Below are 15151 nucleotides of genomic sequence, written 5' to 3' on the forward strand. Positions count from 1 at the left end.
GGGCCATTGATTTCGGAGAGCGCAGGTGAGCAGAACAAGTAATTCTCATCCACTGCAGATTGCGACGCTGCCTATCGGCGTGAATGGCGGTGCGATCGGCGTTACCTTTGCACCGGGAAAATATCAGGACGTCGCAATGACGGGGTCTTGGGCCCGAGACTTGGATATCGATCTGGCGTCGATAGTCGCGTGGGGAGCACAGCATCTGATCACGTTGATTGAGCCGTGGGAGTTCGAAGAGCTACGAATTACCTCCTTGGCAGAGCGTGCCAAAGCGCATGGCTTGATGTGGCACGGCCTACCGATTAAGGATGGTGCGGCTCCTGATGCACGGCTGCTTCTGCCATGGCAATCCACAGGACCCCAGTTCGCAGCCGAGCTCTTGTCCGGAAGCAGGATCGTGGTGCACTGCAAAGGAGGCCTAGGGCGAGCGGGGACCGTGGCGTCGATGCTTCTCATTGACACGGGCTGCGCTCCAGACGGCATCGATGCGATCGCTAAGGTGCGCTCGGTGCGCCCTGGTGCAGTGGAGACTGCGGAGCAGGAAGAATTCATCCTGAATTGGCCTGCTCGCAGAGCCTCAAGTCTGGGGGTAGTCGCAATGCCCGGCTAACCTACCCTTTACCGCCTTGGGCTGGAATACAAGAGGACGGAACTCCGCAGGTAGTCTGTAGGGAAGCCGCCGTAGGGGACGCAGTGCTGAACACTTTTCCTCGAACACATATAGTGTTGCTGCTCCTACTGCTTTGCGCGCCCCTCGCATGCTTATCTGAACCTGTCGCCGGGCCTGGATTTCGAAACCAAGCTGTTCGCCAAGACCAATGCGCCGCAGCTGCTGCGCAAGGAGCTGTCGAAGCCGGGCTACGTGCCGCAGCCGATCGCGCTGGGCATCAACACCGACGCGTACCAGCCGATCGAGCGCAAGTTCAAACTCACCCGCCAGCTGATCGAAGTGATGCTGGAGACCAAGCATCCTTTCTCGCTGATCACCAAGAACGCACTGGTCGAGCGCGATATCGACCTGCTTGCACCGCTGGCGGCGGAGAACCTGGTCAGCGTGCATTTCTCGGTGACCTCGCTGGACCCGCACCTCTCCGCGAAGCTGGAACCGCGCGCATCGGCGCCGCACGCACGGCTGCGCGCGATGAAGCGCCTGCATGAAGCCGGTATTCCGGTGGGCGTGATGGTGGCGCCGGTGATTCCGTGGATCAACGACAGCGAACTGGAAGCCGTGCTGGAGGCTGCACACGATGCCGGTGCCAGCACCGCCGGTTATGTGCTGCTGCGCCTGCCGCTGGAAGTGGCACCGCTGTTCCGCGAGTGGCTGGACACCCATCATCCAGATCGCGCCGCACATGTGATGAGTACCATCCAGCAGCTGCGCGGCGGCAAGGACTACGACAGCCAGTTCGGCACGCGCATGCGGGGCCAGGGCGTGTATGCCGATCTGTTGAACAACCGCTTCAAGCTGGCGCGCAAACGTCTGGGCTTCAATGCGCAGAACAGCCATTGGCCGAAGCTGGATTGCAGCCGGTTCCAGAAGCCGCTGCCGCCGAAGAAGGATTCGCCGCAGGGGTCGTTGTTCTGAGTAGAGTCGAGCTTGCTCGACTGGAGACGTAAAGGCAGTCGAGCAAGCTCGACTCTACCCTCCAAACAACTTCTGCGCACTCTGGAACAGGATCCAGCTGGTCGCGATGAACTTGTCCCCACCCTGCGGCCGGTTGCCACGATGCGTGTGGGTGAACGCAGTCGGCGCAATCAGCAGGCTGCCGGTGCGCGGCGCGATCTTCCGCCCCTGGAACAGGAACTCGGTTTCGCCCTCTTCGAAGTCGTCGTTGAGGTACAGCGTCCACAGCACGTGCCGGTGCAGGGTCTCGGCCTGCGCATCCTTCGGGTACAGCTCGCAATGCCAGTACGGGTAGCCGCCCTCGCCCGCCGCATACCACTGCAGGTTGATCGCACCCGGGCGCAGGCAGGTGCGGGCCAGATCGGCCAGCTGCTGCTGCGGCATGTCGGGGAAGTCCTCGGCAGACAGGCGTCGCGGTTGGCCGTTGCTGTCCTGGATCTGCAACATCAGCGGCGCAATCAACGCCTGTGGATAACGGCGTAGATAAGTCAGCAGGCCGTTGAACACCGCGATCTGCAGCTGCTGATCGACATCCTGCCAGCCGTCCAGGCCACTGATGCGCAGATCCTTGCTGTGCTTGAGTTCCGGGAACACGCCACTGCCCACCGCACCGGGCTGCAGGCCACGCGTAGCGCGCAGGCGCTCAACGATGGCCGCGCAGACCTCGCTGGGGACGGCGTTGTGGATGACTTCGATGAAATCGACCGGGCCCTGCTCGTGCATGCGTGCATTCCTTAGGCGGCAACGGCTTGATGGTGCCGTTTGCCGCCCTCGGTGTCACCCCGCGGTCATGTCATCGAACTGCCATGACCGCTGTCAGGCGATAGGCCGTCAGCCCTGCGCGTCGTCGTGTGCGTGGTGGTAGCGCACGGCTTCAGCCACTTCCTCGCGCGAACCCAGGAACACCGGCACGCGCTGGTGCAGCTGGTCGGGCTGGATGTCGAGGATGCGCTCGCGGCCGGTCCAGGCAGCGCCACCGGCCTGTTCGACCAGCAGGCCCATCGGGTTGGCTTCGTACATCAGGCGCAGCTTGCCGGCCTTGGACGGATCCTTCTTGTCCCACGGGTAGATGAAGATGCCGCCGCGGGTCAGGATGCGATGCACGTCGGCGACCATGCTGGCGATCCAGCGCATGTTGAAGTTCTTGCCGCGCGCGCCTTCCTTGCCCGCCAGCAGATCACCGACATAGGCCTGCATCGGCGCTTCCCAGTGACGCTGGTTGGACATGTTGATGGCGAATTCCTGGGTGGCCGCCGGAATCTGCATGTTCTCGGTGGTCAGCACGAACTCGCCCTTCTCGCGGTCCAGGGTGAAGGCATGGGTACCGTGGCCGACGGTCAGCACCAGCTGGGTGCTGGGCCCGTAGATGCAGTAGCCGGCGGCGATCTGCTTGCTGCCCGGCTGCAGGAAAGCATCATCGCCCGGCAGTTCGACGTTGGTCGGGCAGCGCAGCACCGAGAAGATGGTGCCGACGGAGACGTTGACGTCGATGTTGGAGCTGCCATCGAGGGGATCGAACAGCAGCAGGAAATCACCGCGCGGATAGATGTCCGGCACCGGCTGGCTGTGGTCCATTTCTTCGGAGGCGCAGGCGGCGAGGTGGCCGCCCCAGGCGTTGGCTTCGAGCAGGATCTCGTTGCTGATCACATCCAGCTTCTTCTGCGCTTCGCCCTGCACGTTGCCGGTACCGGCGTCGCCGAGCACGCCACCGAGGGCGCCCTTGCTGACGGCGATGGAGATGCTGGTGCAGGCGCGGGCGACGACCGCGATCAGCTGGCGCAGGTCGGCATTGATGCGGCCGGCGTGCTGTTCCTGGATCAGGAAGCGGGTCAACGAAGTACGGGACATGAGCGGGCAGGTCTCGGCAGCGGGAAAACGCCTATTGTCGCCCGTATGGCGGTGCCGTGCGTGAGCGCGGGAAGGCGTAATCGTTTCCAGATGCGTTGCGCTCGTGGCGCCTTCCTTCATGGAGGCGCAGGGCGAGGCACACCGTGGCCAGGACACGCCGTAAACCCCACTCCGTGGTCCGGCCCAGCCGCTGGCGGCTGTGCGTTCTGGCGCTTGCGAGGCATGCCTCGCAGGCAAGGCGCCCTCACCCATGGGGGCTCGATCGGCGCATCCATGCGCCTCACGGTCCTGGCCACGGTGTGCCTCGCCCTGCGCTTCAGGGTTCGCCGCGAGCGCGGTGGGGATGGCAAAGGCAAGAGCAAAAGCAAAAAAACAAAGGCGCCTTTCGGCGCCTTTGTCTTCAAGCTACTGGAGCGTTGTTTCAGCCCTTGGCCACAGTGGCCACGGCTTTGGCGACGTATTCCAGGTTGTTCTGGTTCAGCGCGGCCACGCAGATGCGGCCGGTGCCAACGGCGTAGATGCCGAACTCGTCGCGCAGGCGCTCGACCTGCTCACGGCTCAGGCCGGAGTAGGAGAACATGCCGGCCTGTTCGTTGATGAAGCCGAACTGCGGCGCACCGGCGGCAGCCAGCTTCTCGACCAGGCCCTGGCGCAGTGCGTGGATGCGCTCGCGCATCTCGGTCAGCTCCTGCTCCCACATCGCGCGCAGTTCCGGGTTGGTCAGCACGCCTGCCACCAGCGCGGCACCATGGGTGGACGGGCTGGAGTAGATGGTGCGGATCACGCGCTTGACCTGCGACTGCACGGCCTTGGCGTCAGCAGCGGTCGGCGCCACCATCGACAGCGCACCCACGCGCTCGCCGTACAGCGAGAACGACTTGGAGTACGAGTTGGCGACGATGAAGCTGTCGATGCCGGCTTCGGCGATGATGCGCACGGCGGCGCCGTCCTGCTCGATGCCCTTGTCGAAGCCCTGGTAGGCCATGTCGATGAAGGGGAACAGTTGCTTGTCCTTCAGCAGCTGCGCGACCTGCTTCCACTGGGTGACCGTGAGGTCGGCGCCGGTGGGGTTGTGGCAGCAGGCGTGCAGCAGCACCACGGTGCCGGCTTCCAGCTTGCCGAGGTCGGCCAGCAGGCCATCGAAGTTGACGCCATGGGTGGTCGGGTCGAAGTAGGTGTAATCCACCACCTCGAAGCCGGCGGCGCTGAACACCGCTCGGTGGTTTTCCCAGCTCGGGTTGCTCAGTGCAACGGTGGCGTGCGGCAGCAGCTTCTTCAGCACATCGGCGCCGACACGCAGCGCACCGCTGCCACCGACGGTCTGTGCGGTGGTGACGCGGCCGGCGGCCAGCAGCGGCGAGTCCTTGCCGAACACCAGCTCACGCGTTGCCTGCGTGTACGCCGGCAGGCCATCGATCGGCAGGTAGCCGCGCGGTTTGGCCTCGTTGGCGAGCTGCTGCTCGATCTGCTTGACGGCGCGCAACAGCGGAATGCGGCCGCTCTCGTCGTAGTAGATGCCCACACCCAGGTTGACCTTGGTCGGGCGGCTGTCGGCGTTGTACGCCTCGGTCAGGCCCAGGATCGGGTCGCCTGGGACCAGTTCCACGTTTGCAAAGAAGGACACGGCGGTACTCGTTCGGTAGACGGAAAGGGGGAGGAATTGCGCCACGCGGTCTGCGGCTTTTCGGCCGGAAACAGCCCATCGTAACAAAGCCTGCCGGGGCTGGCCGCCGCCATCGTCATCCGCAGCCCCGTACCATGGCGTGCGTTGCCGCCCGATCCATCAACCTGAATCATGAATCCCGCCGCACGACGCCACTGCCTGCCGTTGTCCGCCCTGCTGCTGTCGCCACTGGCAGCCATGGCCGAGCCTGCGCCCACCGCCCTGCCCGCCGTGCAGGTGCAGGCGGCGCGGGTGCCGGGTATCGACCCGTTCGCGCTGCCGGCCAGCCAGGACACGGTCTGGATCGACGCCGGCCGTGCCGGAACGGGCGCGCAGCTGTCCGAGGCACTGGCCGGGGTGCCGGGACTGCTGGCGCGCGACCGGCAGAACTTCGCCCAGGACACGCAGCTGTCGATCCGTGGCTTCGGCGCGCGCTCGACCTTCGGTGTGCGCGGGGTGCGGGTGTTGATCGACGGGGTGCCCGCGACCATGCCCGATGGCCAGGGCCAGCTGTCGCATGCCAGCCTGCTGGGTGCCGAACGCATCGAGGTGCTGCGCGGGCCGTTCTCGGCGCTGTACGGCAATTCCTCCGGCGGCGTGCTGCAGGTGTGGAGCGCGCAGGGCCAGGCCAGCGACCCGTGGCGGTTGCGCCTCAACGCAGGTGCCGACAACACGCTCAGCATCGGCGCGCAGCTGAAGGGAGCCAGCCACGGGCTGGACTACAACATCGCCGCCAATCACTTCCGCACCGATGGCTGGCGCGAACACAGCCGCGCGCGCCGCGAATCGCTCACCGCGCGCATCGGCGGCGATCTGGGCGGTGGGCGACTGGAGCTGCTGCTCAACGCGCTGGATGCGCCGGATGCGCAGGACCCGCTGGGCCTTACCCGCGCGCAGGTGGCGGCCGACCCACGCCAGGCCACTGCGGTGGCGCACCAGTACAACACCCGCAAATCGGTGCGCCAGCAGCAGGCCGGGTTGCGTTGGACCCGCGAAACCGACGCCCAGCGCTGGCAACTGATGGGCTATGCCGGGCAGCGTGAGGTCACCCAGTACCTGCCGATTCCGCCGACCGCGCAGGCCAACCCGTTGCATGCGGGCGGCGTGATCGATCTGGACGCGGGCTATGGCGGGCTGGACGCGCGCTGGGGCTGGCACGGCGATCTCGCCGGCCGCCCGTTGGATCTGGTGGCCGGGCTCAGCGCCGACCGCCAGCGCCAGCACCGTACCGGCTACGAGAACTTCATCGGCAGCACCCTGGGTGTGCGTGGGCGCCTGCGTCGAGACCAGATCGACACCGTGCAGAACGTCGACCAGTTCGCCCAAGCCTGGTGGCAGTGGAGCCCGCGCTGGTCGCTGCTGGCCGGCCTGCGCCACAGCGCAGTGCGTTTCGAGTCCGATGACCGCTACATCACCGGGCGCAATCCGGACGACAGCGGCCGCCGCCACTACCAGGCAACCACGCCGGTGGCAGGCGTCAGCTTCGAAGCCAGCCCGCAGTGGCGGCTGCACGCCGCCGTGGGCCGGGGCTTCGAGACGCCTACCTTCAATGAGCTGGGTTATCGCGCCGACGCCCAGGCGGGATTGGCGCTGGATCTGGCGGCTGCGCGCAGCCGCAATCTGGAGGTCGGCAGCAAGTGGCACGCACAGGATGGAACCCAGCTCGATGTCAGCCTGTTCCGTGCAGATACCGACGATGAGCTGGCAGTTGCCAGCAATATCGGAGGACGCAGCACCTATCGCAACATCGGCCGCACCCGTCGCCAGGGCGTGGAGCTGCAGTACCGACAGCCGTTGGCCGAACAGCTGGAACTGCAGCTGGCCTGGACCTGGCTGCAGGCGCAGGTGCGCTCGCCGTACCTGACCTCGAACAACGTGGTCGCCGCCGGCAGCCGTCTGCCTGGTGTGCCACGCCAGCAGGCCTTCGCCCGCCTGCAGTGGAGCCCCGCCGACTGGCAGTGGGCGCTGGAGGCCTCGGCCAGCACCGATACCGTGGTCAATGACGTGGCTACGGCGCGCGCGCCCGGTTTCGCTCTGCTGCACCTGGAGGGTGGACGCCGCTGGACCCTGCCGGGCGGTGAGCTGCGTGCCTTCGCGCGGTTGGAGAACGTGCTGGACCAGGCCTACATCGGCTCGGTGATCGTCAATGACGGCAATGGCCGCTTCCACGAGCCGGGACCGGGACGGCGGGCCAGCCTCGGGCTGCAGTGGTCGTGGCGCTGACGCCGTTCCCACGGTAGCGCCGGGCCATGCCCGGTGGATCCCGCGCTGCGCTATGCGCTCGCCGGGCATGGCCCGGCGCTACCCGTCAGTCGGGGGCCTTGGCCGGTACGAACGGCGAGGTCGGGTCGCTGGCCGGGAAGGTCTCCTCCAGCGCCTCGTCCTGGTTGTCGCTGGCATGCTGCTTGCGCTCGCGGCGTTTCAGCGGGCTTTCCTGGCCCCCACGATGGCGGTCGCCGCCATCCTTGCGGTCCAGCGCGGCCTGTTCAGACTCGTGCTTCACCGGCAGATGCTCGCCACCATGCTCGGCGTCAAAGAACGGTGCGCCGGTGCCGCGGTAGTCGGCGTTGTCGGCATCGCGCTTACCGCGCTGCTCGCCGGGAATGGGCGGGTGGTTTTCCCGCAGCGGGTCACGGGAGGTCTCTCGGCTCATGGTCTGGCTACCTGCGCTCGGGGGCTCCCACTACACCGCTCGCAAGGTAAAGCCGCCGCGAACCTGGCGTCATGAACATCTCGCTCACCCCCCGGTAACGGGACCGCGCGTATTCCTGCCCACCCGCCCCCGCTGCAGGAGCCGGCCATGCCCCGTCTTGAACGACCCGCACCGTCCGTGTTCAACGCCCTGCTCGATCCGCTCGGCCAGCGCACAGCTCAGCGCCGCACGCGTCGCCACGAGGACCCGCAGGCGGTGGCGCAGGACTACCTGCAGTACATGCTGAGCGATTACGAAGAGCGCCGTGGCCAGAGCCATCGCAATTGGCGTGACCTCTGCCCGGTCTACGCCTTTGCGCTGACCACGCATGCCGCCGACTGGCCGCGCGGTGACGCCGCCGATACCTGCGAGGAGCTGGCCGAGCACTGGGAACAGATGCGTGGGCACTCGCGCTTGAGCTGGTCGCAGGCGCGGCCGGTGGTGGAAGATGCGTGGCGCGCACTGGACCATATCCCGGCGGCAGCGGTGAGGCCGTTGCTGCAGTAGCGCTGGGGTTCTGCGTACAGGCTCAGGTGTGCTGTGGTTGCCGGCCAGCGGCCGGCACTACCGTGTTCCGTAGAACCCACGTGCACGGCACGGACACGGCTGGTTTACGCCCTCCGGCCCACGCTGGGCACCCTGCCCCGCCAAAGGTGCGCCCATGGCCCGCCCGATCTGGACCGGCACGTTGTCGTTTGGCCTGCTCAACGTGCCGGTGTCACTGATGTCCGGCGAACGCAAGGTCGATCTGCAGTTCCGCATGCTCGACTCCCGCGATCGCAAGCCGATCCGTTTCGAACGGGTCAACGCCGACACCGGTGAGGAAGTGCCCTGGAAGGACATCGTCAAAGCCTATGAGTACGACAAGGGCAGTTATGTCGTGCTGGAGGAAGGTGATATCCGTTCGGCGGCGCCGGAAAGCCACGAAGCGGTGGAGGTGGAATCGTTCGTGGATGCGGCGCAGATCGACCCACGCTACTACGAGAAACCGTATCTGCTGGTGCCCGGCAAGAAGGCCGAAAAGGGCTATGTGCTGCTGCGCGAAACGCTGCGCAGTACCGGCAAGGTGGGCATCGCGCGGGTGGTGGTGCGCACGCGCGAATACCTGTGCGCGGTGATGCCGCATGAGGACGCGCTGGTGTTGATGATCCTGCGCTATCCGCAGGAGCTGGTGGATCCCGAGGACTACAAGCTGCCCACCGGAAAACTGTCCGACTATCGCATCACCAGCAAGGAAACGGCGATGGCCGAACAGCTGATCGAGTCAATGGCCGGTGACTGGGATCCTTCGGATTATCACGATGAGTTCCGCGAGCGTCTGCAGCTGGTATTGAACAAGCGCATCAAATCCAAGGGCGGCACTACCCGGGTGGAAGACGAGCCCGCACCGCGTGAAGATGCCACCACCAATGTGGTGGATTTCATGGCGTTGCTTCAGAAGAGCCTGGACGCCAACAAGCGCACGCCGGCGAAGAAGACGGCAATGCGCAAGGCACCGGCGAAGAAGGCTGCGAAGAAGGCCGCCAAAAAGGCCGTAAAGAAGACCACGCGGCGCAAGGCAGGTTGAACCATGTCGCTGCACCAGTACCGGCGCAAGCGCAGACTGGGTGGTGGCGCCGGGCAGACGCCGGAGCCTGACGACACGCCCGCACGCGGCGATACGAAGCGGCGGCCGACCTTCGTCATCCAGCTGCATCACGCAAGCTCGCGTCACTACGACTTCCGCCTGGAAATGGACGGCGTACTGAAGAGCTGGGCCGTGCCCAAGGGGCCTTCGCTGCGCGTCGGTGAGAAGCGGCTGGCCGTGGAGGTGGAAGATCACCCGTTGTCCTACGCCGGTTTCGAAGGAGACATTCCTGAAGGCCACTATGGCGCTGGCCACGTGGATGTCTTCGATCACGGCACCTGGGCCTGTGAAGGCGATCCACTGCAGGCGCTGGCGGCTGGAAAGATCGACTTCGTGCTGCACGGGCAACGCCTGGCCGGTGGCTGGAAGCTGGTGCGGACCGCGATGAAAGGCCGCCAGGTGCAGTGGCTGCTGATCAAGCGCGACGACGGCGAAGCGCGCGACGCGGAGGCGGATGACCTGCTGACGGCACCCACGCCGAAACGAGCACCTGCGGCGAAGAAGCGTTCCACAGCGAAGGCGGCGCATGCTGCACCCGTCGCACGCACGACCACGCGCAAGGCCGATGCGCGTTGGCGTGCACGCGCGCTGCAACTGCACGGCGCACGTGATACGCCCTATCCCCTTGGGTTCAAACCGCAGTTGACCGATCATCGCGACAGTGCCCCCGACGGCGAGCGCTGGCTGCACGAGATCAAGTGGGACGGCTATCGTCTGCTGGCCGATCTGCACAATGGCGAGGTGAAACTCCGCTCGCGCAACGGCCTGGACTGGACGGCCGATTTTCCCGAGGTCGCGCAGGCCGTGCTGGCGCTGCCGGTGCGCGATGCGCGCCTGGATGGCGAGCTGGTGGTTCTGGACAAGGAAGGACGCAGCGATTTCGCAGCACTGCAGCGCGTGATCGATGGAAGCTCGAAGCAACCGTTGCGTTACATCGTGTTCGATCTTCCGGGTGTGGCCGGCGTGGACATCAGTCGTGCGCCGTTGCTGGAACGCAAGGCGCTGCTGAAGGATCTCATCGGGCCGGCGCCCGGCACACTGGCCTTCAGCGAACACGTGGTCGACCATGGGCCGCAGGTGTTCGATGCCAGCGGCGAGGCCGGCTTCGAAGGCATCGTCAGCAAGCAGGTGGATGCGCCGTACGTAAACACCCGCGCGCGCAGCTGGGTGAAGGTGAAGCACGAAGACACCGACGAGTTCGTGATCGTCGGCTATACGGCACCCAAGGGTTCCCGGGTGGGATTCGGCTCGCTGCTTCTGGCCACGCCGGACAAGGCCGGGCTGCGCTATGTGGGCCGCGTGGGTACCGGCTTCGACGACGAGCGCCTGCGCGCGCTGCTCAAGGCACTGCAGCCTTTGGCAGTGAAGACGCCGGTGCTGCAGCTGCCGGTGCATGTGCCGTTCCGCGCCGCCAGCGTACGCTGGGTGAAACCGGTGACGGTGGCGGAGGTGGCGTTCCGTGGCTGGGGCAAGGAAGGCCTGCTGCGCCAGGCCAGTTTCAAGCGGCTGCGCAGCGACAAGCAGAAGGAGGACCTGGGAATGAGCACCGCAGATGCCGAAGCCGGAGGTGAGGTCCAGATCACCCATCCTGAGCGGGTGGTGTTTCCAAAGCAGAAACTGAGCAAGGGCGACGTGGCCGACTACTACCAGCGCATGGCGCGCTGGATCCTGCCCGAAGTCGCCGGACGTCCGCTGTCATTGCTGCGCTGTCCGGATGGCGTCGGCAAGGCCTGCTTCTTCCAGAAGCATCATGGCCCCGGCCTGGGCGATGCGGTACATGCGGTGCCCCTCCAGCAGAAGAGCGGCCGCGAGGACTATGTCTATATCGACGATGCACGTGGCCTGTTGCAGCTGGTGCAGATGAACACCCTGGAGCTGCATCCGTGGGGTGCGACCGTGGCTGACCCGGAGCATCCGGACCGACTGGTGTTCGATCTCGACCCTGGTGACGGCGTCAGCTGGGCACAGGTGAAAGCCGGTGCGCGCGACGTGCGTGGCCGCCTGCAGCAGGTGGGTCTGGAGAGCTTCGTACGCCTGTCTGGCGGCAAGGGGGTGCACGTGGTGGTACCACTGCAGCCCAAGGCTGGCTGGGGCGAAGCCAAGGCATTCTGCGAGGCGTTCGCACAGGCGATGGCGGAGCAGGCGCCGGACCGCTACGTGGCGACGATGAGCAAGGCGAAGCGCAATGGCGTCATCTTCATCGACTGGCTGCGCAACACCCGAGGCGCCACCAGCGTGTGCTCGTGGTCGCTGCGTGCACGCGATTCTGGCGGCGTGGCGGTGCCGCTGCGCTGGGAAGAACTGGCGCGGGTGAGCGCGGCCGACGCGTTTCCGATGGCCAAGGCGCTGGCGCGTGCCAAGCGGCTGAAGGGTGACCCATGGCAGGGCATCGCGCGATTGAAGCAGACGCTGCCGACGCTGAAGCGGTAGTGCCGGCCGCTGGCCGGCACCTGTAGCATGGGCGAGGTTGCCGGCCAGCGGCCGGCACTACCTGGATGCGCTCAGCGCGGATCGCGCGACGCGCGGCGGCCGAACCACCAGCCGGCCAGCAGCTGCAACGGCAGCGATGCCAGCAGCGAAATGACGAACCACAGCGGGAAATCCGCGCCGGCGCTCCACATCGCGTAACCGCATCCGAGTGCGATCAACGACCAGATCGAAAAACCATGCGAACGCGGCCACCACGGTGCGTAGTAGGTGGCGAAGGAAATGCCAGCGACGCCGCCGAGCACGCTGAAGGCCAGGTCCCACCCCAGCTGCACGCAGTTGTTGTCCGGCGACATGCCCAGCAACGGGGGCAGCCAGCTGGCGACGCTGCTGACCAGCGCAAGCGACAGCACGCCGCCGATCAGGGCGACGAGGGACAGGAACAGGGTCTTGAGCAGGCCGGGCATGCGCGCATTGTACGGCGGCGCGAAATGCCTGGGGTTGCCGGCCAACGGCCGGCACCACCGGGGGATAGGCATGGCCGCCGCGTCCGTGGGAGAGGGGGACGGAGCGACGGCGGCCATGCACAGGCGGTCAGGCGGCGAAGTCGAGCACCACGCGGCCTTCAATGGTGCCCGCGTGCATGCGCGCGAACACGTCGTTGATGTTTTCCAGGCGGTCGGTGCTGACCGTGGCCGCGACCTTGCCTTCGGCAGCGAACTGCAGCGACTCCTGCAGGTCCAGCCGGGTGCCGACGATCGAGCCACGCACGGTGATGCCGTTGAGCACCATGCCGAAGATGTCCAGCGGGAAATTACCGGGCGGCAGTCCGTTGAGCGAGACGGTGCCGCCACGGCGGACCATGCCCAGCGCCTGCTCGAACGCCTTCGGCGACACCGCGGTGACCAGCGCGCCGTGCGCGCCGCCGATTTCCTTCTTCAGGAAGGCGGCCGGATCGGTGGTACGCGCGTTCACGGTGATCTGCGCGCCGAGGTGCCGGGCCAATGCCAGCTTGTTGTCGTCCACATCCACCGCAGCCACGTTCAGCCCCATCGCGCGGGCGTACTGCACCGCCATGTGGCCCAGGCCACCGATGCCGGAAATCGCCACCCAGTCACCGGGTTTGGTGTCGGTCACCTTCAGGCCCTTGTAGACGGTCACGCCGGCGCACAGCACCGGCGCGATCTCGACGAAGCCCACGTCCTTCGGAAGCAGGCCGACATAGTTGGCATCGGCCAGTGCGTACTCGGCGAAGCCGCCGTTGACCGAGTAACCGGTGTTGCGCTGTGTCTCGCACAGCGTTTCCCAGCCACCCAGGCAGTGTTCGCAATGGCCACACGCCGAGTACAACCAGGGGATGCCGACCCTGTCGCCTTCCTTGACGTGCCCTACCCCGCCTCCCACGGCCACGACGTGCCCCACGCCCTCGTGGCCGGGGATGAACGGCGGGTTCGGTTTCACCGGCCAGTCGCCCTCGGCGGCGTGCAGGTCGGTGTGGCAGACGCCACAGGCCTCGATCTTGACCAGCACCTCGCCCGCCCCCGGGCGCGGTACCGAGACTTCCTCGATCACCAGTGGCTTGCCGAACTCACGCACGACAGCGGCCTTCATGGTCGAATTCATGTTCGGATCTCCGTAGTGCGCTTGCCCACAGAATGACGCCGGCTCGAGGCCGGCGCTTTGATCACGATCAAACCTTTGACGATTCGTGCAGCGGTTCAGCCGGCCAGTACCGAGGCCTCGCGGGCCAGACGCTCGATCGCATCCCAGTCGCGGGTCTGCAGCAGCGCCGGGGTGGTCAGCCACGAGCCGCCCACGCACAGCACGTTGGGCAGGTGCAGGAACTGCGGCGCGGTCTGCGCGCTGATGCCGCCGGTCGGGCATAAGCGCACATCGGCGAACGGGCCGTGCCAGGCCGCCAGCAACGCAGCGCCACCGGCCTGCACCGCCGGGAAGAACTTGAAGGTGTCGTGGCCGTGCTCCAGGCCCAGGATCAGGTCGGAGGCAGTGGCGGCACCGGGCAGGTACGGCAGGTCGGCATCACGCGCGGCGGCATACAGCGTCGGCGTGGCACCGGGGGACACCGCGAAACGCACACCGGCCTCCTTGGCTGCCTGCATCTGCGCGGCGTTGAGCACGGTGCCGGCACCGATTACCGCATCGGGCACGGCCTCGACCATCGCCTTGATCGCATCCAGCGCCTGCGGCGTGCGCAGCGTCACTTCGATCACCGGCAGGCCGCCGCGGAACAGCGCCTGGGCCACTTCGACCGCTTCATTCACATCTTCGGGGGTGTACACCGGAATCACCGGTGCCAGCTTCAACAGCGCGCGCAGGCGCGGATCAGCGCTGGACATCGTCTTGCTCCTTGCCCGACCGGGCATCGCGGATCGCCGCCGGGTCCGGCAGCGCAGCGGCGCATGATGCCACGTGGCTCACGACGGTGCTGGTGGTGCCCCGCCCTGCCCCCGGCTCAGGCCGGGTCGGCCTGCAATGCCTGGATGCGACGCTGGTACCAGTCACCACCGAGCGGATCGAACACCGCAGAGCGCTCCATCTGCGCCTCGTACACGTGTACCGAGATCGCCAGCGCTTCGTTGCTGGCGTTGCGCAGGGTGTGGTACTCGTGCGGCGGAATCAGGCTGCCGGCACTGCCGCAGCCCCCGCGCAGCACGGCGTGGCGGCGGAAGCGGCAGCGCTCACCGTTGCGCTCCAGCAGTTCATAGCGGGTGATCTCCAGCTCGCCTGACCACACTCCCTCCACACACCACATGGCATCGTGGTCGTGCAGCGGCGTGCCCTGCCCTGGGCCCCAGCTCATGGCAATCACGCTGTAGCCGTGTTCGCGGCTGTGGTACAGCGGGCGTCGCGCGTAATGATCACTGACCGGACGGTGTACGCACTCGGGCAATTCGATGCGGCTGTCCGCGATGGCTTCCTGCAGCGCCAGCTGCAGGTCGGCGGTGATGCGCTCGGCATCACCGGAGGTCATCGCCGCGTCGACCGCAGCGATCAACCTGTCGCGGCCACGGAACACCGGAAACGGAGAAGTCTGCAGGTCCATGCCCCGACTGTAGCGGAGCCTGGTTAAGGGAATGTTGGCGTTCGCGCGCGTCGCGCCCGCATTCAAGGTGAACACGCGCGGAAGAACGGTTCAGATGGACATCAAGTAGAGCGATCACAATGGAACCTCGCGCAGCAGAAGCGGTCGAACACGACGCGATCCATCTTCGCTGCGACATTCCGCAACTTCGCGCCCCACGGGCG

Annotated in this window: 13 protein-coding genes and 1 pseudogene; 6 read left to right on the plus strand and 8 right to left on the minus strand. The window is 66.4% G+C overall.

What is annotated here, in order from left to right; translation table 11 throughout:
- Positions 1-79: 79 nt before the first annotated feature.
- Together ACZK4Z_RS00175 and ACZK4Z_RS00180 are read left to right on the plus strand one after the other, a co-directional pair.
- Entirely contained in the window at positions 80-613 is a 534-nt protein-coding gene (locus tag ACZK4Z_RS00175) for a cyclin-dependent kinase inhibitor 3 family protein (protein WP_229298581.1), read from the plus strand.
- Positions 614-733: 120 nt separating this feature from the next.
- Positions 734-1588, plus strand: a pseudogene (locus ACZK4Z_RS00180) (PA0069 family radical SAM protein); the annotation flags it as partial.
- 54 nt (positions 1589-1642) lie between these two features.
- On the opposite strand, the gene ACZK4Z_RS00185 reads toward ACZK4Z_RS00180, so the two are convergent.
- The 3 genes from ACZK4Z_RS00185 to ACZK4Z_RS00195 all read right to left on the minus strand — a co-directional run bounded on the left by ACZK4Z_RS00185 (position 1643) and on the right by ACZK4Z_RS00195 (position 5099).
- Positions 1643-2350 (minus strand): 2OG-Fe(II) oxygenase, encoded by a 708-nt coding sequence (locus ACZK4Z_RS00185; protein WP_065724008.1) that lies wholly within the window; start codon positions 2348-2350, stop codon positions 1643-1645.
- Between the two features lie 108 nt (positions 2351-2458).
- Positions 2459-3475 carry a class 1 fructose-bisphosphatase gene (locus ACZK4Z_RS00190; RefSeq protein WP_014035428.1) on the minus strand — a complete coding sequence of 339 codons (1017 nt, stop codon included), beginning with the start codon at positions 3473-3475 and terminating at the stop codon, positions 2459-2461.
- Positions 3476-3896: 421 nt separating this feature from the next.
- Entirely contained in the window at positions 3897-5099 is a 1203-nt protein-coding gene (locus tag ACZK4Z_RS00195) for an amino acid aminotransferase (protein WP_012509610.1), read from the minus strand.
- 171 nt (positions 5100-5270) lie between these two features.
- Here ACZK4Z_RS00195 and ACZK4Z_RS00200 point away from each other — a divergent pair, with 171 nt between their 5' ends.
- Complete coding sequence (locus ACZK4Z_RS00200) at positions 5271-7361, plus strand: TonB-dependent receptor family protein (RefSeq protein WP_125892603.1); 2091 nt, start codon at positions 5271-5273, stop codon at positions 7359-7361.
- Between the two features lie 85 nt (positions 7362-7446).
- On the opposite strand, the gene ACZK4Z_RS00205 is transcribed toward ACZK4Z_RS00200, so the two are convergent.
- Entirely contained in the window at positions 7447-7791 is a 345-nt protein-coding gene (locus ACZK4Z_RS00205; protein WP_012509612.1) for a hypothetical protein, read from the minus strand.
- A gap of 147 nt (positions 7792-7938) precedes the next feature.
- Between ACZK4Z_RS00205 and ACZK4Z_RS00210 the strand changes: the two genes are divergently transcribed.
- The 3 genes from ACZK4Z_RS00210 (at position 7939) to ligD (ending at position 11887) form a co-directional block, all read left to right on the plus strand.
- Positions 7939-8337 carry a hypothetical protein gene (locus tag ACZK4Z_RS00210; RefSeq protein ID WP_004132921.1) on the plus strand — a complete coding sequence of 133 codons (399 nt, stop codon included), beginning with the start codon at positions 7939-7941 and terminating at the stop codon, positions 8335-8337.
- Between the two features lie 154 nt (positions 8338-8491).
- A complete protein-coding gene (gene ku, locus ACZK4Z_RS00215) occupies positions 8492-9397 on the plus strand; it encodes a non-homologous end joining protein Ku (protein ID WP_049422360.1) in 906 nt (301 codons plus the stop codon).
- 3 nt (positions 9398-9400) lie between these two features.
- Entirely contained in the window at positions 9401-11887 is a 2487-nt protein-coding gene (ligD, locus tag ACZK4Z_RS00220; protein WP_125892605.1) for a DNA ligase D, read from the plus strand.
- 71 nt (positions 11888-11958) lie between these two features.
- Here the strand turns inward: ligD and ACZK4Z_RS00225 are convergent, their stop codons facing one another.
- The 4 genes from ACZK4Z_RS00225 to ACZK4Z_RS00240 form a co-directional block, all read right to left on the minus strand.
- Positions 11959-12351: a hypothetical protein gene (locus tag ACZK4Z_RS00225; protein ID WP_125892688.1), complete on the minus strand. Its 393-nt coding sequence runs from the start codon at positions 12349-12351 to the stop codon at positions 11959-11961.
- Positions 12352-12478: 127 nt separating this feature from the next.
- Entirely contained in the window at positions 12479-13507 is a 1029-nt protein-coding gene (adhP, locus tag ACZK4Z_RS00230; RefSeq protein ID WP_125892668.1) for an alcohol dehydrogenase AdhP, read from the minus strand.
- A 95-nt stretch (positions 13508-13602) separates the two neighbouring features.
- Positions 13603-14241, minus strand: coding sequence for a bifunctional 4-hydroxy-2-oxoglutarate aldolase/2-dehydro-3-deoxy-phosphogluconate aldolase (gene eda / locus ACZK4Z_RS00235; RefSeq protein WP_125892670.1), 639 nt, complete (start codon positions 14239-14241; stop codon positions 13603-13605).
- 116 nt (positions 14242-14357) lie between these two features.
- Positions 14358-14948 carry a cysteine dioxygenase family protein gene (locus ACZK4Z_RS00240; RefSeq protein ID WP_049399007.1) on the minus strand — a complete coding sequence of 197 codons (591 nt, stop codon included), beginning with the start codon at positions 14946-14948 and terminating at the stop codon, positions 14358-14360.
- Between the last annotated feature and the right edge of the window lie 203 nt (positions 14949-15151).

The organism is Stenotrophomonas sp. 71799_Sma, assembly GCF_056482505.1.

Bases quoted from the DNA above. Each gene is read 5' to 3' on its own strand.
- ACZK4Z_RS00185 (WP_065724008.1), bottom strand. From the start codon at position 2,350: ATGCACGAGCAGGGCCCGGTCGATTTCATCGAAGTCATCCACAACGCC.
- ACZK4Z_RS00190 (WP_014035428.1), bottom strand. From the start codon at position 3,475: ATGTCCCGTACTTCGTTGACCCGCTTCCTGATCCAGGAACAGCACGCC.
- ACZK4Z_RS00200 (WP_125892603.1), top strand. From the start codon at position 5,271: ATGAATCCCGCCGCACGACGCCACTGCCTGCCGTTGTCCGCCCTGCTG.
- ACZK4Z_RS00205 (WP_012509612.1), bottom strand. From the start codon at position 7,791: ATGAGCCGAGAGACCTCCCGTGACCCGCTGCGGGAAAACCACCCGCCC.
- ACZK4Z_RS00210 (WP_004132921.1), top strand. From the start codon at position 7,939: ATGCCCCGTCTTGAACGACCCGCACCGTCCGTGTTCAACGCCCTGCTC.
- ku (WP_049422360.1), top strand. From the start codon at position 8,492: ATGGCCCGCCCGATCTGGACCGGCACGTTGTCGTTTGGCCTGCTCAAC.
- ligD (WP_125892605.1), top strand. From the start codon at position 9,401: ATGTCGCTGCACCAGTACCGGCGCAAGCGCAGACTGGGTGGTGGCGCC.
- ACZK4Z_RS00225 (WP_125892688.1), bottom strand. From the start codon at position 12,351: ATGCCCGGCCTGCTCAAGACCCTGTTCCTGTCCCTCGTCGCCCTGATC.
- adhP (WP_125892668.1), bottom strand. From the start codon at position 13,507: ATGAATTCGACCATGAAGGCCGCTGTCGTGCGTGAGTTCGGCAAGCCA.
- eda (WP_125892670.1), bottom strand. From the start codon at position 14,241: ATGTCCAGCGCTGATCCGCGCCTGCGCGCGCTGTTGAAGCTGGCACCG.
- ACZK4Z_RS00240 (WP_049399007.1), bottom strand. From the start codon at position 14,948: ATGGACCTGCAGACTTCTCCGTTTCCGGTGTTCCGTGGCCGCGACAGG.